At 36.0% G+C, this 19,796-nt stretch carries 22 protein-coding genes and 1 riboswitch; of the genes, 14 read left to right on the plus strand and 8 right to left on the minus strand.

The features are described from left to right. Window positions 1-91 precede the first annotated feature (91 nt). The 5 genes from ACXVYO_RS04915 (at window position 92) to ACXVYO_RS04935 (ending at window position 4,120) form a co-directional block, all read left to right on the plus strand. Window positions 92-811 carry a (Fe-S)-binding protein gene (locus ACXVYO_RS04915; RefSeq protein WP_000869141.1) on the plus strand — a complete coding sequence of 240 codons (720 nt, stop codon included), beginning with the start codon at window positions 92-94 and terminating at the stop codon, window positions 809-811. Window positions 812-827: 16 nt separating this feature from the next. Then, entirely contained in the window at window positions 828-2,249 is a 1,422-nt protein-coding gene (locus ACXVYO_RS04920) for a LutB/LldF family L-lactate oxidation iron-sulfur protein (protein ID WP_098324483.1), read from the plus strand. Beyond that, complete coding sequence (locus ACXVYO_RS04925) at window positions 2,249-2,959, plus strand: LutC/YkgG family protein (RefSeq protein ID WP_458466171.1); 711 nt, start codon at window positions 2,249-2,251, stop codon at window positions 2,957-2,959. The genes ACXVYO_RS04920 and ACXVYO_RS04925 overlap by 1 nt, the downstream gene beginning before the upstream one ends. A 112-nt stretch (window positions 2,960-3,071) precedes the next feature. Next, window positions 3,072-3,794, plus strand: coding sequence for a prepilin peptidase (locus ACXVYO_RS04930; protein ID WP_458466172.1), 723 nt, complete (start codon window positions 3,072-3,074; stop codon window positions 3,792-3,794). A 14-nt stretch (window positions 3,795-3,808) separates the two neighbouring features. Continuing rightward, on the plus strand, window positions 3,809-4,120 hold the full coding sequence (locus ACXVYO_RS04935; protein WP_458466173.1) for a cyclic-phosphate processing receiver domain-containing protein: 312 nt from the start codon (window positions 3,809-3,811) through the stop codon (window positions 4,118-4,120). 27 nt (window positions 4,121-4,147) lie between these two features. Here ACXVYO_RS04935 and ACXVYO_RS04940 read toward each other — a convergent pair whose 3' ends face one another. From ACXVYO_RS04940 to phaQ, 7 genes are all read right to left on the minus strand, one after another. Then, entirely contained in the window at window positions 4,148-4,999 is an 852-nt protein-coding gene (locus tag ACXVYO_RS04940) for a formate/nitrite transporter family protein (RefSeq protein ID WP_098275457.1), read from the minus strand. Between the two features lie 203 nt (window positions 5,000-5,202). After that, window positions 5,203-5,997 carry a TerC family protein gene (locus tag ACXVYO_RS04945; RefSeq protein ID WP_073517466.1) on the minus strand — a complete coding sequence of 265 codons (795 nt, stop codon included), beginning with the start codon at window positions 5,995-5,997 and terminating at the stop codon, window positions 5,203-5,205. 90 nt (window positions 5,998-6,087) lie between these two features. Further along, window positions 6,088-6,253, minus strand: a riboswitch (yybP-ykoY riboswitch). A gap of 38 nt (window positions 6,254-6,291) precedes the next feature. Continuing rightward, the gene (locus ACXVYO_RS04950; RefSeq protein ID WP_458466174.1) at window positions 6,292-7,611 is read right to left on the minus strand and encodes a TrkH family potassium uptake protein; all 1,320 of its coding nucleotides are present in this window, start codon (window positions 7,609-7,611) and stop codon (window positions 6,292-6,294) included. A 114-nt stretch (window positions 7,612-7,725) separates the two neighbouring features. Then, complete coding sequence (locus tag ACXVYO_RS04955; protein WP_000241212.1) at window positions 7,726-7,911, minus strand: alpha/beta-type small acid-soluble spore protein; 186 nt, start codon at window positions 7,909-7,911, stop codon at window positions 7,726-7,728. A 147-nt stretch (window positions 7,912-8,058) separates the two neighbouring features. Continuing rightward, the gene (locus tag ACXVYO_RS04960) at window positions 8,059-8,502 is read right to left on the minus strand and encodes a MaoC family dehydratase (RefSeq protein ID WP_001067917.1); all 444 of its coding nucleotides are present in this window, start codon (window positions 8,500-8,502) and stop codon (window positions 8,059-8,061) included. Window positions 8,503-8,603: 101 nt separating this feature from the next. After that, a complete protein-coding gene (phaP, locus tag ACXVYO_RS04965) occupies window positions 8,604-9,128 on the minus strand; it encodes a polyhydroxyalkanoic acid inclusion protein PhaP (protein ID WP_061678855.1) in 525 nt (174 codons plus the stop codon). A gap of 42 nt (window positions 9,129-9,170) precedes the next feature. Beyond that, entirely contained in the window at window positions 9,171-9,623 is a 453-nt protein-coding gene (gene phaQ, locus ACXVYO_RS04970) for a poly-beta-hydroxybutyrate-responsive repressor (RefSeq protein ID WP_000903018.1), read from the minus strand. A 198-nt stretch (window positions 9,624-9,821) separates the two neighbouring features. Here phaQ and phaR point away from each other — a divergent pair, with 198 nt between their 5' ends. From phaR to ACXVYO_RS04995, 5 genes are all read left to right on the plus strand, one after another. After that, complete coding sequence (gene phaR / locus ACXVYO_RS04975) at window positions 9,822-10,304, plus strand: polyhydroxyalkanoic acid synthase subunit PhaR (protein ID WP_073517464.1); 483 nt, start codon at window positions 9,822-9,824, stop codon at window positions 10,302-10,304. A 152-nt stretch (window positions 10,305-10,456) separates the two neighbouring features. Beyond that, a complete protein-coding gene (locus ACXVYO_RS04980) occupies window positions 10,457-11,200 on the plus strand; it encodes an acetoacetyl-CoA reductase (protein WP_073517463.1) in 744 nt (247 codons plus the stop codon). A gap of 83 nt (window positions 11,201-11,283) precedes the next feature. Further along, a complete protein-coding gene (gene phaC / locus ACXVYO_RS04985; RefSeq protein ID WP_000206842.1) occupies window positions 11,284-12,369 on the plus strand; it encodes a class III poly(R)-hydroxyalkanoic acid synthase subunit PhaC in 1,086 nt (361 codons plus the stop codon). Window positions 12,370-12,463: 94 nt separating this feature from the next. After that, a complete protein-coding gene (locus tag ACXVYO_RS04990) occupies window positions 12,464-13,657 on the plus strand; it encodes an NAD(P)/FAD-dependent oxidoreductase (protein ID WP_458466175.1) in 1,194 nt (397 codons plus the stop codon). Window positions 13,658-13,680: 23 nt separating this feature from the next. Beyond that, window positions 13,681-15,030: a TrkH family potassium uptake protein gene (locus ACXVYO_RS04995; RefSeq protein ID WP_458466176.1), complete on the plus strand. Its 1,350-nt coding sequence runs from the start codon at window positions 13,681-13,683 to the stop codon at window positions 15,028-15,030. 38 nt (window positions 15,031-15,068) lie between these two features. Here ACXVYO_RS04995 and ACXVYO_RS05000 read toward each other — a convergent pair whose 3' ends face one another. Continuing rightward, on the minus strand, window positions 15,069-15,404 hold the full coding sequence (locus tag ACXVYO_RS05000) for a DUF3905 domain-containing protein (protein ID WP_262740989.1): 336 nt from the start codon (window positions 15,402-15,404) through the stop codon (window positions 15,069-15,071). 148 nt (window positions 15,405-15,552) lie between these two features. Here ACXVYO_RS05000 and ACXVYO_RS05005 point away from each other — a divergent pair, with 148 nt between their 5' ends. From ACXVYO_RS05005 to ACXVYO_RS05020, 4 genes are all read left to right on the plus strand, one after another. Next, window positions 15,553-15,705: a hypothetical protein gene (locus tag ACXVYO_RS05005; protein ID WP_000240799.1), complete on the plus strand. Its 153-nt coding sequence runs from the start codon at window positions 15,553-15,555 to the stop codon at window positions 15,703-15,705. 228 nt (window positions 15,706-15,933) lie between these two features. After that, window positions 15,934-17,010 carry a putative 2-aminoethylphosphonate ABC transporter substrate-binding protein gene (locus tag ACXVYO_RS05010; RefSeq protein WP_073517459.1) on the plus strand — a complete coding sequence of 359 codons (1,077 nt, stop codon included), beginning with the start codon at window positions 15,934-15,936 and terminating at the stop codon, window positions 17,008-17,010. A 20-nt stretch (window positions 17,011-17,030) separates the two neighbouring features. Beyond that, the gene (locus ACXVYO_RS05015) at window positions 17,031-18,032 is read left to right on the plus strand and encodes a putative 2-aminoethylphosphonate ABC transporter ATP-binding protein (protein WP_061678860.1); all 1,002 of its coding nucleotides are present in this window, start codon (window positions 17,031-17,033) and stop codon (window positions 18,030-18,032) included. Further along, window positions 18,033-19,790, plus strand: coding sequence for a putative 2-aminoethylphosphonate ABC transporter permease subunit (locus ACXVYO_RS05020; protein ID WP_458466177.1), 1,758 nt, complete (start codon window positions 18,033-18,035; stop codon window positions 19,788-19,790). It abuts the gene before it with no gap. Window positions 19,791-19,796 lie beyond the last annotated feature (6 nt).

Here is a 19,796-nt window from a genome sequence, read left to right on the forward strand (position 1 = left end):
ATAGGCCATGGTTGAGCCTACTTCTTCTTTTCTTAGTCATCTGATGACCATATGTTTGTTGGTGGAGTTGTAAAAAGGGGGAGTAATAATTATGAAAGTTACTTTATTTGTTACTTGTTTAGTCGATATGTTTGAAACAAATGTCGGCAAAGCAACAGTTGAAGTGTTGGAGCGTTTAGGTTGTGAAATTGAATTTCCAGAAGCACAAGTTTGTTGCGGTCAGCCTGCTTATAATAGCGGCCATGTAGAAGCAGCAAAAGAAGCGATGAAACATATGATTGAAACTTTTGAAGATGCAGAATATATCGTTACGCCATCTGGTTCTTGTGCGACAATGTTTCATGAGTATCCGCATGTTTTTAAAGATGATCCGAAGTGGGCTAAACGTGCACAAAAGATTGCTGATAAAACATATGAATTTACACAATTTATTGTAGATGTTTTAAAAGTGACAGATGTTGGTGCAAGTTTACCAGGGATCGCTACTATTCATAAATCTTGTCATATGACACGCCTGCTTGGAGTAAAAGAAGCGCCAGGAATTTTATTATCAAACGTCAAAGGATTAACTGTGAGAGAACTGCCAAACGCGCAAAATTGTTGTGGGTTTGGGGGAACGTTTTCAGTGAAGATGACTCCAATTTCTGAGCAAATGGTAGATGAAAAGGTAGATAGTGCAATGGAAACAGGTGCTGATTATTTAATCGGTGCAGATTGTGGGTGTTTGTTAAACATTGGCGGACGTATTGAGCGTTTAGGAAAAGAAATAAAAGTAATGCATATTGCTGAGGTACTAAATAGTCGCTCATGAAGGGGGAACATAAGCTATGTCTATGAAAATCAGTGAGAAAAAATTTAATGATCGCGTTGGCGATGGAATTCAAGATTCGTTCATGCGCGGAGCAGTATCTTCTGCACAAACGCGCTTATATACGAATCGCTTAAAAGCAGCAGACGAATTAGGAAACTGGGAAGAGTGGCGTGAACTAGGAGAACAAATTCGCCAACATACGTTAGAAAATCTTGATTATTACTTAATGCAATTAAGTGATAATGTATCCAAAAGAGGCGGACACGTGTACTTTGCGAAAACGAAAGAGGATGCAGCAAAGTATATTCAAGACGTTGCAAAAAAGAAACAAGCGAAGAAAGTTGTAAAATCAAAATCAATGGTAACTGAAGAAATTAGTATGAATCATGCCCTTGAGGAGATTGGCTGTGAAGTGTTAGAAAGTGACTTAGGAGAGTATATCTTGCAAGTAGATAACGATCCACCTTCACATATTATTGCGCCTGCACTTCATAAAAATAGAGCACAAATTCGTGATGTATTTAAAGAAAAACTTGGTTATGAAAATTCTGATGATCCATACGAAATGACAAAGTTTGTTCGTAAACAACTTCGTGAGAAATTTATGGATGCAGAAATTGGTGTGACAGGTTGTAACTTCGCCGTTGCAAATACTGGCTCTCTTTGTTTAGTAACGAACGAAGGTAATGCCGATCTTGTTATGTCGATTCCGAAAACTCAAATTGCAGTAATGGGTATGGAACGTATGGTTCCGACAATGGAAGAATTAGATGTTTTAGTTGGTTTACTATGTCGTAGTGCAGTAGGGCAAAAATTAACAAGTTATGTAACTGTAGCGGGACCAATTCAAGAAGAGGAAGTAGATGGACCTGAAGAATTTCACTTAGTTGTTGTTGATAATGGCCGTTCTCAAATTCTTGGATCGGAATTCCGATCAGTATTGCAATGTATTCGTTGTGCCGCTTGTGTTAACGTATGTCCCGTATATCGTCACGTTGGTGGACATTCATATGGCTCTATATACTCAGGACCAATTGGTGCGGTATTAACTCCACTTTTAGGCGGATATGACGATTACAAAGAGCTTCCTTATGCATCTAGTTTATGCGGAGCATGTACAGAAGCTTGTCCAGTAAAAATACCATTGCATGATTTATTATTAAAACATCGTCAAGTAATCGTTGAGCAAGAAGGACGTGCTCCACTTGCAGAAAAATTAGCAATGAAAATGTTTAGTATGGGTGCTTCTTCAGCTGCTTTATATAAAATGGGATCAAAAATGGCACCTGCAGCAATGAGTCCATTTACATCTGGTAACCGTGTATCAAAAGGTGTTGGGCCACTTAAAAACTGGACAGATATACGTGAATTCCCGGCTCCAAGTAAAGAACGATTCCGTGATTGGTATAAAGATCATAAGAAAGGCGGGGACAAATAATGACAGGATTAATTCAAAACCGTGAGTCCTTTCTAGATAATATTGCAAAAGAACTTGGACGTGAGCGGAAAACGGAAGGCGTAAAGCGTCCAGCATGGAAAAGTAATGTGAATGTAGAAACGCTAAAAGATTATTCACAAGAAGAATTGTTAGAAGTATTTAAAAATCAATGTACAAACATTCATACAACTGTAGTGGAAACGACAAACGACCGTTTACGTGAAGATATTCAAAAAGTAATCGTGGAAAACGGCGGGGGACCTATTATGTTATCGGCAGATGAACGTTTTGATTCTTATGGATTGACTTCTTTATTTAAAGAAGAGCTTCCAATGCAAAATGTTGAAGTGAATGTATGGGATCCCGAGAAAAAAGAAGAGAATATGCGTATCGCAGAAAGAGCGAATATTGGAATCGCATTTAGTGATTATACTTTAGCTGAATCTGGTACGATTGTTGTACAAAGTCATAAAGGTCAAGGTCGTTCTTTACACTTTTTACCGACTGTCTACTTTGCTATTATTCCACGTGAAACACTTGTGCCTCGTATTACACAAGCAGTTCAGGATATGAACACACGTGTAGAAAATGGCGAGGCAGTGGCATCTTGTATTAACTTTATTACAGGGCCTAGTAACTCGGCAGATATTGAAATGAATCTTGTTGTCGGAGTACATGGACCATTAAAAGCAGTATATTTCATCGTATAAAAGAGGGGAAAGCAGGCCAGAAAATGGCCTGCTTTTTTAATAGAATAGAGATAATATGAAGTAGAATTTCTCTCCTTTTTTTGCTATGTTCTTCTGGAAAGGAGAGGAAGGGATGTTCACTTATTTATATGCATTGTTAGTGGGGATGGTGTTTGGTTCTTTTTTTATGGTAATTGCGATGAGAGTTCCGCTAGGTGAGTCTATCATTACCCCGCGTTCACATTGTCATTATTGTAAGTATGTGCTCAAGCCAAAAGAATTGATCCCAATCATTTCATTTTGTATACAGAGGGGACGTTGTGCGAATTGTAAGAGGACGATTTCAGTTTTGTACGTAGTATTTGAATTTGTAACCGGAATGATATTTCTTCTTACTGTATATATGATTGGGATGAAACGAGAGCTTATCATCATTTTATCACTATTTTCATTACTTCTTATTATTTCAGTTACAGATTACATATATATGTTAATCCCAAATCGTATTTTAGCTTGGTTTGCCTGTTTACTCATTTTAGAATGTATTTTTGTACCGTTAGTCACTTGGACAGATAGTATAGTTGGTAGTGGCGTTATATTCATTTTGTTATATTGCATGCAAAAGATATATCCAGAAGGGCTTGGTGGAGGGGATATAAAATTACTTTCGCTGCTTGGATTTATAGCGGGGCTGAAAGGGATTTTTATGATTTTATTTTTAGCATCTTGCTTTAGTCTTTGTTTCTTTGGAGCTGGTATAGTATTAAAACGTATGAAAATGAGGAGCAAAATTCCGTTTGGTCCTTTTATTAGCCTTGGGGCAATATGTTACATGCTGGTTACGTATACAAAATAAAGAGGGGATAGGACATGAATGTATATATGGATGATCAAAGAAGTTGTCCGTACGGATACGTTTTAGCAACTACAGTAGAATCTGCCTTACAAATTGTGAGGGATAATGAAGTGAATATTATTTCCCTCGACTATAATATGGGATGGCGACAAAAAAGTGGGTTAGATTTTGTAGAAGTTTTCTGCGAAGAAGGTTTATATGTTAATGAAATTCACTTGCATACAAATGATGTTATCGGTATGCATCAGATGAGGAAGAGAATAGAGAGAGGGAAAGAGCAAGAAGAGATTGAAGCTAGTATGACTGTGAAATATGTAGGGAGCTAAAAACTCCAAAGTTTTTCTTTGGAGTTTTTAATGTTTCATATGCGCTTGCAACGGAATGATTTCTTCTTGTTGAGCTGCTACTAATTCAGTTTCTTCTTGTTTCACGTCAGGTACTTTCTTTGTTAAGTAATGGTAAACCATACCGACAAATACAGACCCGCCAATAATGTTACCGATTGTAACTGGAATTAAGTTATGAATAGCACCTGCAAAAGAAATTGTCTCCGGATGCGGTGAAACTAAAGATAAAGCAAACAGTGATAAGTTTGCAATGCTATGCTCGTAACCAGATAAGAAGAATGTGAAAACGAGTAGCATCATCATCATAATTTTTGCTGTATCACCTTTCACTTGAGAAGGTAAGAAACACGCAAGACATACAAGCCAGTTACATAAAATTGCTTTAAAGAATAATTGCATTGTAGGTGTATTCATTTTTCCTTCTACTACTTTATTCATGAGATGACCGTGATCAATTGCTTCGAAAATGCCAGTTGCATAAAATAGTAAGGCAAAGAATAAAGCTCCAGCTAAATTCCCTGCATAACAAGCGACCCAGTTACGAAGTGTATCAGAAATCGTTGTTTCTTTTCTTAAAGTTGCTACAGTGAAGTACATTGTGTTTCCAGTAAACAATTCAGCGCCGCCATATATAATAAGTACGAGGGCAATTCCGAAAAACATAGAAGCAGCTAAATAAGTTGCTGGTGAATCTGCAATGTGAAAGAAATTACCTAATTTAAAACATAGTACAATAATAAAACCGATATAAATCCCCGCAAGTGCGGCACGAATGAAATATTGCATCGGGTTTGTATCTAGCATTTGTTTTTTGCTCTTAGCCAGTTTGACAACATAATCTAATCCTTGTTCTAGCATGAGTAATACGCTCCTTTAATACATCATCTATAAATACTCCTTATATGAATAAAGTACATGGATTCGGTCGTAGTTTCAATAAGTTTGTGCAATGTTTCACAAAAAGGACATACATGAATTAAGAAAACGTTTACAAAAGGTAGTATAATATAAATTTTTCTGGACATTGAGAAGGAGGAATGAAAAAAGAAAAAGCGCTGTGATTACAGCGCTTTTTCGTCTAAATTCTTTTCTACTTTTACTTCTACTTCTTTCGAGAAGAACCAACCACAAACTGCGATTCCAACTAATACAATCCAGAATGTAAGCTTCCATAGCGTAGACTCTGGGAATGAATGCGGAATTACATTTAATGCAGGGTGTGCTAATGTATAGACTGCTAGTTTCACACCAACCCAACCTACAATTAAGAATGCTGCAGTTTCAAGTCCTGGTTTACGTTTTAAGATTTGTACGAAAGCAGTTGCTGCAAATCGCATAATGATTAATCCGATAAGTCCACCCACAAAGATAACAACGAATTGCCCTGTATCAAGACTACCAATTGTACCTAATCCTGTTTTCGGTAAAGTCATTGCTAATGCAACGGCAGCTAAAATTGAATCAACTGCGAAGGCAATATCAGCAACCTCAACTTTAAATACAGTCCACCAAAAGTTCTCTTGTTTTTTCTTTGCTTCTTTTTCTTCTGTTTCTTCATCCGTATTCTTTTTAACATACGTTTTAAATAAGTGATTACCAGCGATAAACATAAGGTAAATGGCACCGATTGCTTGCACTTGCCATACGTCGACTAGGAACGAAATCATAAATAATGATCCGAAACGGAAAACAAATGCCCCCGCTAATCCGTAAAATAGTGCTTTCTTTCGTTTTTCTTCTGGTAAATGTTTTACCATAATTGCAAGAACAAGAGCGTTATCAGCCGCTAAAATCCCCTCTAGTGCAATTAGGATGAGTAATACCCAACCATACTCCAATAATAATGATACATCCATGTACATTCTCCTCTCATTTCTATAAGTACTAAATAAGTGAAGAATTTCCCCACTATTTAGTTTCCCCATACTCCTGCCTATTAACTTTGGAAGAATTTGGTAATGAATACAAAAAAGACCTCTGCCGTTAATAGGCAAAGGTCTTGCTAGACATATGTAATGAAAATGCCAACAAAGCCGGAAGAACTAAGTTCTACGTAATGACGACTTTGTTTCCAAGAAATATTCTTGGACGCTACTCCCCTTTGGAGATATGCTATTGTACCCTCATTATATGGATAATTTATACGGTTGTCAACCTGTTAAAATATCTTCATTCGGATATTTTATTTTTCGGTTCTTTTTACGTGCAAATGAAAAAGCCAATGTTAAAGGTCCCATCTTCCCGAAAAACATCATAAAGATAATAATAGCTTTTCCAATCATAGTTAAGTGTGGTGTGAAATTCATACTGAGTCCGACAGTCCCAAATGCTGAAAATACTTCGAAAGCACTCATCAATAGGGGAACTCGCTCAGTAATACTTAAAATTAAAATAGCAAAAAAGATAAATGAAATGGAAATAATAGTGATGGTCAATGATTTGACAATGAGAGTATCTTTAATAGATTTTTTAAACACGACAATATCATCTTGTTCTTGTAAAAATTTAAATACCCCAAAAAACATGATTAAAAAGGTTGTTAACTTAATTCCACCACCGGTTGAAGCACTACCAGCGCCAATAAACATAAGGAGCATCATTAATAGTAGGGAAGGCTTTGATAATGCAGAAATATCAACTGTATTAAACCCGGCAGTACGAGTTGAAACTGCCTGAAAATAAGCTGCCATTCCTTCTTCAAATGGGGTAAATCCTCTCATAGAAAAAGAATTGTGGAACTCGAATATAAAAATAAGAATAGTCGCAATAATATTGACGATTAGGGTAGATGAGAGCATAAGTTTTGAGTGTAATGTAAGGTTTTTAAAATTTTTCTTTCTTTTTATATCTATAATTACTGTAAAACCAATCCCACCTAAAATAATGAGGGAAGAAATAACGAGATTGACAAGAATGCTGTGAGAATGGGACATTAAATTATCGCTCCACACAGAAAAACCAGCATTGTTAAAAGCAGAGATTGAATGAAAAAAGCTATAATAGATCCCTTTAGCAATACCGTATTTTGGTATCCATTCAAAAGAAAGAATCAAAGTAGCGATACATTCGACTGTAAAAGAGAATAAAAATAATGCTTTGGCAAGACGAATGACGCCACCAATATTCGTTTGATTTAACGCTTGTTGCAGTAAAATTCGGTTTTGAAGACCAATTTTTCTGCCGAGCATAATCGCAATTAATACGGCAAAGCTCATAATGCCAAGTCCGCCCACTTGTATAAGCGTTAAAATGACACATTGGCCAAATAAGGTAAATACTTTCCCCGTATCCACAACACCAAGTCCTGTAACCGTACAAGCAGAAACGGTTGTAAATAAAGCATCGAGCCATGAAATAGACGTGGTTGTAGCAATTGGTAGCTTTAATAAGCATGTACCGATAATTGATAACATAATAAAAGACAAAGTAAGAACACGGGGAGGACTCATGCGAATGTTAATCCGTTTCATATCACATATCGTTCCTTTCAGTTTGCTCTTACTAGTATGTGAAAAAGTGCGATTAGGTATGTTAAAAATAGAAAGAGGCAGAGAATATCTGCCTCTAAGCCATATGTTATAGTATTATCCACGTAATTGTTGTTGAGCTAAAGCAACAAGTCGTTTCGTTACTTCACCGCCAACTGAACCGTTAGAACGAGATGCTGTATTAGAACCTAAGCTAACACCGAATTCTTGTGCAATTTCATATTTAAATTGTTCAAGCGCTTGTTCTGCACCTGGAACTAGTAATTTGTTTGTTTTTACCATGTTGATACACATCCTTATGAGTAGTCCAGTTCAGCTAAGTACTTATCTGAACTGGTAACATTATTTTATGTGGAAACGACGTACTCATACGCGGAAGTAATCGGTGTGATTAGAAGTTATTGGATAGAAAAAAGAGTAGCAAATTTGCTACTCTTTTTTCAGTATTGTCGCTGTACCTTCCACGACAATATCACCTGATTGATTATATATGTTTGTTTGCAACGTAATGATTTTTTTATCGTCACGTTTTTTGATGACTTCTGCCACAACGCGAAGTGTATCGCCAATTTTGACAGGAGCACGGAATGAAACGTTTTGAGACAAATAAATCGTGTTTTTGCCAGGGAGTTTCGTTCCAAGAATCGTCGAAATGAAACTGGAAACGAGCATGCCATGAGCAATACGTTCTTTAAACATTGTCGTTTTTGCAAAAGAATCTAAAATATGAATAGGGTTCACATCTCCAGTTAATTTTGCAAAATTGATAACGTCCTCATCCGTAATCGTTTTTGTAAGGGATGCTTGATCACCGACTTGAATCTCATCATAACGAAGCTCCGGAACAGTTTGTGCTTCTTGAAATGGATTCATTTGGGCCTCCTTCTTTTCCATATCGAAAAATGCCAGCCATCTTGATGTAGTAGGAGGAAGAAAGAGTTTTGTTTGTGCTGCAGTTAGCTCCCACATTTTTCTTACTTGATGGAAGTAAATAAATTTTTTGAGTTTTCCTCGAACTGCTTTGCGAGTTCTAGTTGTTTGGACTTGAACTCTCCCAAAAAAACTTCTAACTGTTTTTGAACCTCTTCACGTTGCACTTGTTGTTGTTCAATAAATTGTTTTGTTGTTTCTTCAAATTGACCGCTAGTTTGAGTAATAATAGACAAAGATGTTTTCGTAGGAGAAACAGTAAGTTGGTGCATTTGAGTAGAAAGTTCATTCCATTTCCCTTGCCACTCGTTAATTTGATCATTTAAGGAGTTTCCAGTTAATTGCTTCACGTAATCAGTATATTGGTTATTGAACTGAGCAGTGAATTGTTGTAGTTCTTTTTCTAGTTCATCTACTCCTGATGTTAATTTATGCAAAGCGTCTTGTTGTTGTTTTAAAGTTTCTAAAGTAAGTTGCTCCAATTGTTTCCCAGCTGAAGAGAAGAGGGAAAGAGATTGAGACCAGTTTTTCCAAAATGCATCGACTAATTCGTATGGCTTAGTTTCCATTGTTTGACCTCCAAATGTTTTTTTGCATATTGTGAACGCAGATTACTCTGCTGTACCACCAGGTGAAGATGAAGAATCCTTTTCATCCTTTTCTGGAGAAGTAGAAAATGGAAAGAATGCATTGGTGTATAACGTAAAAAACGTCCGCAACATATTTTGATAATGTTCAAAAGAAGTCGCACATGTTGTTAAATATTGCTCTCCATATTCTGTTAAAGAATAAATTCGTTTCGCTGGCCCGCCTTCGCTTGTATCCCAAGTAGAAGAAATAAGGTTTTCTTTTTCTAACTTGCGCAATGTTCTATACACATTACCTTGGTCAACAGAAGAAAAGCCGATGTCCATTAGCATTTGAATGAGTTTGTAACCATGAAGACTCCAGTCTTTTAGACAGAGAAGTAAGAAAGGAACTAAGAAGTTTTTTGGCATGGAGTTTGGTTGTTTCGCTTGGTTTTTTTCCAAACTTTCTGGGTGTTCTGGTTCATTATGTAGCATGATTGTGCATCACCTCATGAATCAGTTAGATGGAATTTTTTGCTTATAAGTGCAATTTACACCTATCTGTTTTTAATGTCAACACATTTATTGGAAAATAAAGAAAAATAAAATATGGACTTGAAGTTTTATTCAGAATATTAGAAAATAGTGAATAGGTTGAATTGTTTCAAAAACAAAAAAGGGAGTGTAGTCGAAGTGATTGATCAAAAATTCGATCCATTGCAAGCATGGAAAAATGCTTATGAACAAACCGAAACATTTTGGGGAAAAGCGCTCAATGAAACAATTAAAACAGAAGAATATTCTGCTTGGATGGGCAGCGTTCTAGACTTGAATTTGTTTTATCAAAAAGCGTTAAATGATACAACAAAAAGTTATTTAGAACAGGTGAATGTGCCTACGAAAGAGGATATCGCTAGAGTAGCTACGCTTGTTATCAACTTAGAAAATAAAGTTGATAACATTGAGGAAGTTCTAGAAGAGAAAGTGGATTCATTGGGACAAGCTCCTACATTAAAGCGTGATGTTACGAAAGTGAAACAAGATATTCGCACATTAGAAACGAAAGTTGATCAAATTTTGGAATTGCTAGAAAAGCAAAATGCAGTACTAGCGAAACTACAAGTACCTGCAAAAGAAGAAGTAAAGCCTGCGAATAAGCCGGAAAATAAAAAATGATAATAGCGTTTGTTTATAACGTGTAAAAGGGAAGGGAGAATCTCTTTTTCATGTATAAACAACGAAACATAATTAATAAATGGACTCTAATCATATGAGTACCAAAATGATTCATAACAATCGTTCACAAATTCATTTAAGGGGGAAAAGAAATGGTTCAATTAAATGGCAAAGTAGCAATCGTAACAGGTGGGGCAAAAGGAATTGGAAAAGCAATTACAGTAGCATTAGCACAAGAGGGAGCAAAAGTAGTTATTAACTATAACAGCAGTAAAGAAGCAGCTGAAAACTTAGTAAATGAATTAGGAAAAGAAGGACATGACGTTTATGCAGTTCAAGCAGATGTTTCGAAAGTAGAAGATGCAAACCGACTTATAGAAGAAACTGTGAATCATTTTGGTAAAGTTGATATTCTTGTTAATAATGCTGGTATTACAAGAGATCGTACATTCAAAAAGTTAAATCGTGAAGATTGGGAGCGCGTAATTGACGTGAATTTAAGCAGCGTATTCAATACGACTAGTGCTGTACTTCCATACATAACGGAAGCTGAAGAAGGAAGAATCATTAGTATTTCTTCTATTATTGGTCAAGCTGGTGGATTTGGACAAACAAACTACTCTGCAGCAAAAGCAGGTATGTTAGGATTTACAAAATCATTAGCGTTAGAACTTGCAAAAACAAATGTAACTGTAAACGCAATTTGCCCAGGATTTATTGATACTGAAATGGTAGCAGAAGTACCAGAAGAAGTACGTCAAAAAATCGTTGCGAAAATCCCGAAAAAACGTTTTGGTCAAGCTGATGAAATTGCAAAAGGTGTAGTATACCTATGCCGTGATGGTGCGTATATCACAGGTCAGCAATTAAACATTAACGGTGGATTATACATGTAATGAAGTAAGAAAAAAGTGCATATCCATAGCAGGAATGCACTTCTTTTTTTTAGAAAGAAATCGACCAAAAAGGAGATAGAAAAATGACTACATTCGTAACGGAATGGGAAAAGCAATTGGAGTTGTACCCAGAAGAATATCGTAAAGCATATCGCCGTGTGAAAAGAGCGAGCGAAGTTTTATTACGCGAACCAGAACCACAAGTTGGTTTAACACCAAAAGAAGTTATTTGGACGAAGAATAAAACGAAGCTGTATCGTTACATTCCAAAACAAGAAAAAACACAGAGAGTTCCAATCCTATTAATATACGCGCTTATTAATAAACCGTATATTATGGATTTAACTCCAGGAAATAGTTTAGTGGAATATTTAGTAGATCGTGGTTTTGATGTGTATATGCTTGATTGGGGCACATTTGGTTTAGAAGATAGTCATTTGAAATTTGATGATTTCGTGTTCGACTATATTGCAAAAGCAGTGAAAAAAGTAATGCGAACTGCGAAATCGGACGAGATTTCTTTACTTGGTTATTGCATGGGTGGAACGCTAACTTCTATTTATGCGGCACTTCATCCGCACATGCCAATTCGCAACTTAATCTTTATGACAAGTCCTTTTGATTTCTCTGAAACAGGATTATACGGTCCTTTATTAGACGAGAAATATTTCAATTTAGATAAAGCGGTTGATACATTCGGAAATATTCCGCCAGAAATGATTGATTTCGGAAATAAGATGTTAAAACCAATCACAAACTTTGTAGGTCCATATGTCGCTTTACTCGATCGCTCAGAAAATGAGCGCTTCGTCGAAAGCTGGAAATTAGTTCAAAAGTGGGTTGGTGACGGTATCCCATTCCCAGGTGAATCGTATAGACAATGGATTCGCGATTTTTATCAAAATAATAAATTAGTGAAAGGTGAACTCGTTATTCGCGGACAAAAGGTAGACCTTGCAAATATTAAGGCGAATGTCTTAAATATTTCTGCGAAACGTGATCATATCGCACTGCCATGCCAAGTAGAAGCGTTGCTAGATCATATTTCTAGCACAGATAAACAATATGTATGTTTACCAACGGGACATATGTCGATCGTTTACGGTGGAACAGCGGTAAAACAAACATATCCGACGGTTGGAAATTGGCTGGAGGAGCGTTCTAATTAAAAATAAAAAATCCAACTAGCGTATGTTAGTTGGATTTTTTTATGGGAAATAACAAAACATAGAAAGGAGAAATTTATATTTTAGGAGTATAATTATGAAACTTATGACTGGTAAGTTGTTTTGGAATACAGGAGTTTCTATACCTTGTTATCCATCATTAGAAAATGATATGATATGTGATGTGCTTGTAGTTGGAAGCGGAGAAGCAGGTGCTCATATAGCGTATTCGTTAGCGAAAATTGGAATGCATGTTACGCTCATTGAAAAACGAGCAATCGCATGTGGTAGTACAGCTGCTAATACAGGTTTACTTCAATTTCTTCATGATAAATCGTTAACCTCACTGATCCATACATTTGGTGAAAAAAAAGGGGTACGAGCATATAAGCTTTGTTACGAAGCGTTACGAACAATGGAACAAGTTGTACCGACTCTCGATATTGATCCCCAGTTTATTCCGCGAAGTAGTTTGTATTATGCAAGTAGAAATGAGGATGTATCGTTTTTACAAGAAGAATATAATACGTTACGCCATTATAGATTCCCGGTTGAGTATTTTACCGATTCGCATATGAAGAAGAAGTATTCATTCACAAAACAAGCAGCGTTATATACGCATGGTGACGCCGAGGTGAATCCGTATTTATTAGCGCATAGCCTTTTGCATAAAGCAAATCAAATGGGAGCTACTATACTTGAGCATACAGAGGCCATACATATAAAAAAACGCCAAAATGATTTAATTTGTTACACGAAAACAGGAAATCAAATTATAGCAAAGAATATTATTATGGCGACAGGTTATGAAGCGCTTTTCGGAAAGAAAGAAAAAAATACAATAGTGGAAACATCTTATGCAGTTGTGACAAATAAGGTAGATTCATTTGAAGGCTGGCACGAACAATCATTAATTTGGGAAACAGCACGGCCTTACTTATATTTTCGAACATATCAAAATCGCATTATTGTAGGCGGATTAGATGAAGCGATGCAAATTCAAACAATTGGTGATACGAAATTATTGCATAAGCGTGACATCCTTATTAACATTGTAAAAGAGATGTTCCCGCAGTATAAGAATATACAGGCAGAGTACTATTGGGCGGCAGCATTTGGTGGCAGTCATGATGGTCTCCCTATTTTAAAAGAAGATAAAAAGATACATAATTTGTTTTACGCATTACCATATGGAGGTAATGGAACTGTGTATGGAATGGTATTTGCCAAATTATTTGAGCAGTTATTTACAAATAAAGAAAGTGAAGATTTTTCTTTATTTAATCGATAGAAAAAAGGTAGCGAAGTGATGGAATGAGAGATATAAAAAAGTTTTTACAAAAATTACGTCCTGTACAACTCATTGTTTTGTTTTATTTATTAGCAGTAGTTGTATCGGTGATATTGCTTAGTTTCCCGTTTGTTACGAAGGCTGGTGTGAAATGGACATTTATCGATGCCCTTTTTACATCTGTTAGTGCGGTAAGTGTTACGGGTCTGTCTGTTGTTACGATTTCAGATACATTTACTACGGCAGGAATTATTATGTTAGCCCTAATTTTACAATTAGGCGGCTTAGGAATTATGGCACTTGGTACATTTGTTTGGATTATAACAGGTAAAAAGATCGGTTTGCAGAGAAGAAGACTCATTATGGCAGACCATAATCAAGGGAATTTATCAGGCCTTGTAGAATTGATGCGTTCGATTTTAATTGTAATTATTTCAATAGAACTTATTGGAGCAATATTATTAGGTACAAGATTCTTACTTTACTTTCCAACGTGGCAAGAAGCTTATTTTCATGGGTTCTTTGCGGCGGTTAGTGCAACTACGAACGGCGGATTTGATTTAACAGGACAATCGCTAATTCCGTATAAAAAAGATTACATTGTGCAAATGATTCATATGTTACTTATTATTTTAGGAGCAATCGGTTTCCCAGTGTTAATGGAAGTAAAGCAATTCCTTAGTAAAAGGAGACAGCAACTATTTCGTTTTTCGTTATTTACAAAATTGACGACAACAACATTTTTTGCGCTCGTTATCGTTGGAACAATTATGATTTTTTTACTAGAACGAAATCATTTTTTAGCAGGGAAATCATGGCATGAAACAATTTTCTATACATTATTCCAATCTGTGACGACGCGAAGTGGTGGACTGGCTACAATGGATATACGTGAATTGTCACAACCGACGCTTTTATTTATGAGTATATTAATGTTTATAGGAGCATCTCCAAGTTCGGTTGGGGGCGGAATACGTACAACAACATTTGCTGTTAGTATATTATCGTTATACACTTTTGCAAGAGGTGGAAGAACGGTTAGAGTTTTCAAACGTCAGCTACATGAAGAGGACGTGTTGAAAGCATCTGTCGTTATGACGATGGGGATTTTATTATGTGCCACAGCACTATTTATTTTATCTATTACGGAAAATGTACCGCTTATGAGTTTAATTGTTGAAGTGTGTTCGGCTTTCGGGACGACAGGCTTATCGACAGGTATTACGCCAGATTTAACAACGGTTGGTAAACTTGTACTCATTGTACTTATGTTTATCGGGCGTGTCGGTATTTTAACATTTATACTAGCTAGTGGTGGAAGAGAACAGCCACCTCGCTATAAATACCCGAAAGAGAGAATTATTATTGGATAATATGAAACCATTCTACCTACGTTAGGTAGAATGGTTTTTTAGTCGTTAATGCCAAATTGCGGATGCATAAAAGCGTCCTTCTTATTATTTCCTTCTTTTTTTAGCAACTCTTGATTTTCTTCTGAAATCCACCCAATATCATTTGTAGGATGGATCCATTCTTCTCCAGCCATAATGGCAGGATCTACTTCATCACTCCAATTGTGAAGTGGACTATTCTCAGAATCATATTTACTGTCTCCGATTACGACGTCATATTGATTTATGAAAGGTTGTTGCATCTTCTTTCCTGTTCCTTTAAAGGATGGGAAATTCATTTGATGCGGGAGCGTTTCATCTAAAATTGGTGACTGAATTTTATCTTTCTTCTTCATAATAATTGCTCCTTTTTATAATGCTTTCTTCATAGGTAGTATTTCCATCTAGCAGTTCTTATGTACTTGTTAACAGTTGCCAGTAATAATTATTGTGTGTTGCTTCAAACTAGAGTAGAAAGTGAATCCTTGAGAGCAGGTGAAGGTATTGGTAAAAAGAAAAGTGAAACAAAATGCAGCAATTAACAATAATAAAACTCCGAAAGAAAGCTTACCAGATGCAGAATTTGCATTAGAGTATGAAGGAGAAAATAGCGCGAAGTATGCAAATCGTAATTCAAAAAAAGGTAAACAAAAATGAGGCGTTTTTTACAAACGCCTCATTTTTTTGTGGGATTATAAAGGTTTTTTTAATTATTTGTAAATTTAGCGTTCATTATTAGCAGAAAAATGCGAAAAAACATAGAAGTAGCAACGTATTACACAAAAACAAACAACAAACAAAAGATTAATGTTGGTTTAATACTGCTTTTACACTAGTTGTTTATATTTGAATTGTACATAAGATTTGTAAAAGGAGAGAGAGACAGTGAAAAAAACAATCTTTAAAGCTGTAGCAACTGGAATGGTATTTTCGTTATTAATGGGGTGTGGTGCAAAGAAAGAAGAAAGTGCTGGGGCAAAAGTGAAAGATGATAAATTATCTGGATCATTGACTGTTTACACAGCGATTGAAGAAGAACTTGTACCAATTTATCTTGATTCTTTTAAACAAAAGTATCCAGATGTAAAACTGAACATTGTTCGTGATTCAACTGGAGTTATTACAGCGAAATTGCTAGCTGAAGGAAAAAATACACAAGCAGATGTTGTATGGGGAACAGCAGCGTCTAGTCTACTAGCTTTAGATAAAAAAGATATGTTAAAAGGATACTCTCCAAAAGGAGCAGATCGTGTTCTCACGCAATTTAAAGATGATAAGCAACCAGAAAAATGGGTAGGTAATACGGCATTTATGACGGGGATTGCTATAAATAAAGAAGAATTAAAGAAGAAAAATTTACCGATGCCAGAATCATATGAAGACTTAACGAAACCAGAATATAAAGGAACGCTTGTTATGCCACATCCGGCTTCTTCTGGAACAGGATTTTTAACAGTTTCTGCATGGTTACAAATTATGGGTGAAGATAAAGGCTGGGATTACATGAAGAAACTTCATGATAATATGGCAACTTATACTCATTCAGGATCAAAACCAGCGAAATTAGCAGGCGCTGGTGAATATCCAGTTGGCGTATCAATGGTTTATAGTGCTTTGAAAGAGAAACAAAAAGGTGCACCAGTTGAAGTTGTATTGCCGAAAGAAGGATTAGGTTGGGAAGTAGAAGCGAACGCACTTATTAAAAAAGATAATGCAAAAAATGAAAAATTAGCGCAAGCATTTTTAGATTGGGCAATTACTGATGATGTAATGAAGTTATACTTCGAGAAAAATGGATTTGCGACAATTAAAAATGATTATAAACTTCCAGATGGATTCCCTAAAGATGTAACAGAAAAGTTATACAAAAAGAATGACTTTAAGTGGGCAGCAGAAAATCGCGACAAAATCTTAGAAAAATGGGAAAAAGAATTTGGCCAAAAAGCAGAACCGAAAAAGTAAGTGAGTGGGAGAGAGAAAAAATGAGCGAATATTTATCAATTCAACACATTCAAAAACAGTTTGATGCATTTACAGCGTTAAAAGATATTTCTTTTACTGTGAAAAAAAATGAGTTTGTATGTTTATTAGGCCCAAGTGGTTGTGGGAAAACGACATTGCTTCGAATTTTAGCAGGGCTAGAAGAGGCAACAACAGGTAGTATAGCTGTGAATGGAAAAGATATTACAGCATTACCTCCTGGAAAGAGGAACTTCGGAATGGTGTTTCAATCGTATGCATTATTTCCGAATTTAACAGCACTTGAAAATATTGAATACGGCTTAAAGACAAAAAAATATGGAAAAGCAGAAGTAAAAGAAAAAGCGCTAGAGGCGTTGGAACTAGTTGATTTACTGAATGTAAAAGATAAATATCCTGCTCAAATGTCTGGTGGACAACAGCAGCGAGTGGCACTTGCACGTGCGCTCGCTCTGTCTCCGGATATTTTGTTACTGGATGAGCCGTTATCTGCTTTAGATGCAAAAGTACGTGAAAAGTTACGTAGAGAAATGCGTGATTTGCAAGAAAAAGTGGGAGTAACAACTATTATGGTCACACATGATCAAGAAGAGGCATTAACGATGGCTGATAAGATTGTTGTAATGAATCATGCGGAAATTATGCAGATTGGAACACCAGAGGAGATTTATCAAAGACCAGCCAATCCGTTTGTGGCAGATTTTATTGGTTCTATTAATTTCTTTTCGAAAAATAATGAAGAACATGCAATTCGTCCTGAACATGTAACAATTGTACAAAATGATGGTATTAAAACAGTTGTGGAAAGTATGGAATTTCGTGGATCTGTATATCGGACAGAAGTGCGAGTCGTAGAAGAGAAAACACATCTTTATAACGAGAAAATTGTAGTGGATATATTGGCATCAGAAGTAGAAAAAACCGCTATTAGAAAAGGAAAGCCGATTCAAATCTCTTTCTCAGAAAATCATATGTTGTCATATGGAAAGAAGGTTATTGTATAGATGGAGATGTTAGAAAATTTCAAGGTAGAAAGTACGAAAAAAAAGATTAAGAGACGTATTGGTAAAGAAGAGTGGATACAAAGACTATTAATTATTGGTATGCTTCTTGCTTTTTTGATCATGCTTGTATTACCCCTATTACAATTGTTTACACAAGCTTTTTACGATAAAGATGGGGCTTTCATTGGTGTTGCGAATTTCAGTAAATATTTCACAACACCAACGCTAGTTCAATCATTACAAAATACGATATGGATCTCGGGCGCGACAACAATTATTGCAGTGACACTCGCTTTTGCTTACGCTTATGCGATTGCTCGTACGAATGTGTTTGGGAAGCGTGTATTTCAATATATCGCGTTGTTACCACTATTCGCACCAACGATGATGCACGGTATCGCACTGACATATTTATTTGGTAATCAAGGGTTAGTAACGAAAGGAATGTTTGGTTTGTTTGAAGGGATACAAATCCCTTTATATGGACCAGTAGGAATTATAATGGCTGAAGTCATGTATACATTTCCGCAAGCATTTCTTATATTATTAATTGCTTTTCAAGGCTCTGATTATCGTTTATATGAAGCTTCTAATATGTTAGGAGCGAGTAAAACAAAGCAATTTTTCACTGTTACTTTACCTAGTGTAAAGTACGGATTAATTAGTGCGATGTTCGTTGTGTTTACACTTAGTTTCACTGATTTTGGGGCACCAAAAATTGTTGGTGGACAATATAATGTACTTGCTACTGATGTATATAAGCAAGTAATTGGACAGCAAAATATGCCGATGGGTGCAACTGTCGGAATGATTTTATTAATCCCTGCTATATTTGCATTTGCAGTTGATCGCATTACGCAAAGAAAGCAGGCGAATCTCTTATCTTCCAAATCAGTACCTTACAGAATAATAAATAATAAGAAACGTGATGTTATTTCATTCATATATTGTAGCGTAGTAACGCTTATGATCATTCTATTATTTGTGGCAGTTGGTATTGCGGCAAGTGTGAAGGTATGGCCATATAATATGAGCTTTACATTTGAGCATTTTAAATTTTCTAGTTTAACAGGAGATGGACTTGAAGCGTTTAAAAACAGCGTAATTGTTTCAGCAATCACAGCGGTTATTGGAGCGGTTTTAACATTTATGTTCGCTTATGCGATTGAGAAAATAGATCAGCTACAATTTTTCCGAAAAGCAGGTTACTTTTTCTCTATCGTCCCTTTAGCGATACCAGGTTTAGTACTTGGGTTAGGCTATGTCTTCTTCTTTAGTCAACCAACCATACAAATCTTTGGACTTTCCGTAACGAATCCGTTTCATTCTCTATACGGGACAATCGCTGTGCTAGTACTAGTCAATATCATTCATTTTTATTCTGTAACATTTGTTACAGCAACGACAGCTTTAAAGAAATTAGATCGAGAGTTTGAACTTGTTTCACAGTCGATGGGAATTCCGTTTTATAAAACATTCTTTCGAGTAACAGTACCGATGTGTTTACCGGCGATTTTAGAAATGGTAATGTACTACTTCGTAAATTCAATGGTAACTGTATCGGCAGTCGTATTCCTATATGCAGCTGATTTTAAACTAGCTGCCGTATCAATTGTAAATATGGATGATGCAGGAAATGTAGCACCAGCAGCTGCAATGAGTGTACTTATTGTTGTTACAAATATTGTAGTAAGAGTTGTATATGAATGGGGAACGAAAGCACTTCGTAACCGAACTTCACAATGGCAAAAAGGATAAATAAGA

The sequence above is a fragment of the Bacillus sp. BC08 genome, from assembly GCF_054326875.1.

Bases quoted from the DNA above. Each gene is read 5' to 3' on its own strand.
- ACXVYO_RS04915 (WP_000869141.1), top strand. From the start codon at position 92: ATGAAAGTTACTTTATTTGTTACTTGTTTAGTCGATATGTTTGAAACA.
- ACXVYO_RS04920 (WP_098324483.1), top strand. From the start codon at position 828: ATGTCTATGAAAATCAGTGAGAAAAAATTTAATGATCGCGTTGGCGAT.
- ACXVYO_RS04925 (WP_458466171.1), top strand. From the start codon at position 2,249: ATGACAGGATTAATTCAAAACCGTGAGTCCTTTCTAGATAATATTGCA.
- ACXVYO_RS04930 (WP_458466172.1), top strand. From the start codon at position 3,072: ATGTTCACTTATTTATATGCATTGTTAGTGGGGATGGTGTTTGGTTCT.
- ACXVYO_RS04935 (WP_458466173.1), top strand. From the start codon at position 3,809: ATGAATGTATATATGGATGATCAAAGAAGTTGTCCGTACGGATACGTT.
- ACXVYO_RS04940 (WP_098275457.1), bottom strand. From the start codon at position 4,999: ATGCTAGAACAAGGATTAGATTATGTTGTCAAACTGGCTAAGAGCAAA.
- ACXVYO_RS04945 (WP_073517466.1), bottom strand. From the start codon at position 5,997: ATGGATGTATCATTATTATTGGAGTATGGTTGGGTATTACTCATCCTA.
- ACXVYO_RS04950 (WP_458466174.1), bottom strand. From the start codon at position 7,611: ATGAAACGGATTAACATTCGCATGAGTCCTCCCCGTGTTCTTACTTTG.
- ACXVYO_RS04955 (WP_000241212.1), bottom strand. From the start codon at position 7,911: ATGGTAAAAACAAACAAATTACTAGTTCCAGGTGCAGAACAAGCGCTT.
- ACXVYO_RS04960 (WP_001067917.1), bottom strand. From the start codon at position 8,502: ATGAATCCATTTCAAGAAGCACAAACTGTTCCGGAGCTTCGTTATGAT.
- phaP (WP_061678855.1), bottom strand. From the start codon at position 9,128: ATGGAAACTAAGCCATACGAATTAGTCGATGCATTTTGGAAAAACTGG.
- phaQ (WP_000903018.1), bottom strand. From the start codon at position 9,623: ATGCTACATAATGAACCAGAACACCCAGAAAGTTTGGAAAAAAACCAA.
- ACXVYO_RS04980 (WP_073517463.1), top strand. From the start codon at position 10,457: ATGGTTCAATTAAATGGCAAAGTAGCAATCGTAACAGGTGGGGCAAAA.
- phaC (WP_000206842.1), top strand. From the start codon at position 11,284: ATGACTACATTCGTAACGGAATGGGAAAAGCAATTGGAGTTGTACCCA.
- ACXVYO_RS04990 (WP_458466175.1), top strand. From the start codon at position 12,464: ATGAAACTTATGACTGGTAAGTTGTTTTGGAATACAGGAGTTTCTATA.
- ACXVYO_RS04995 (WP_458466176.1), top strand. From the start codon at position 13,681: ATGAGAGATATAAAAAAGTTTTTACAAAAATTACGTCCTGTACAACTC.
- ACXVYO_RS05000 (WP_262740989.1), bottom strand. From the start codon at position 15,404: ATGAAGAAGAAAGATAAAATTCAGTCACCAATTTTAGATGAAACGCTC.
- ACXVYO_RS05015 (WP_061678860.1), top strand. From the start codon at position 17,031: ATGAGCGAATATTTATCAATTCAACACATTCAAAAACAGTTTGATGCA.
- ACXVYO_RS05020 (WP_458466177.1), top strand. From the start codon at position 18,033: ATGGAGATGTTAGAAAATTTCAAGGTAGAAAGTACGAAAAAAAAGATT.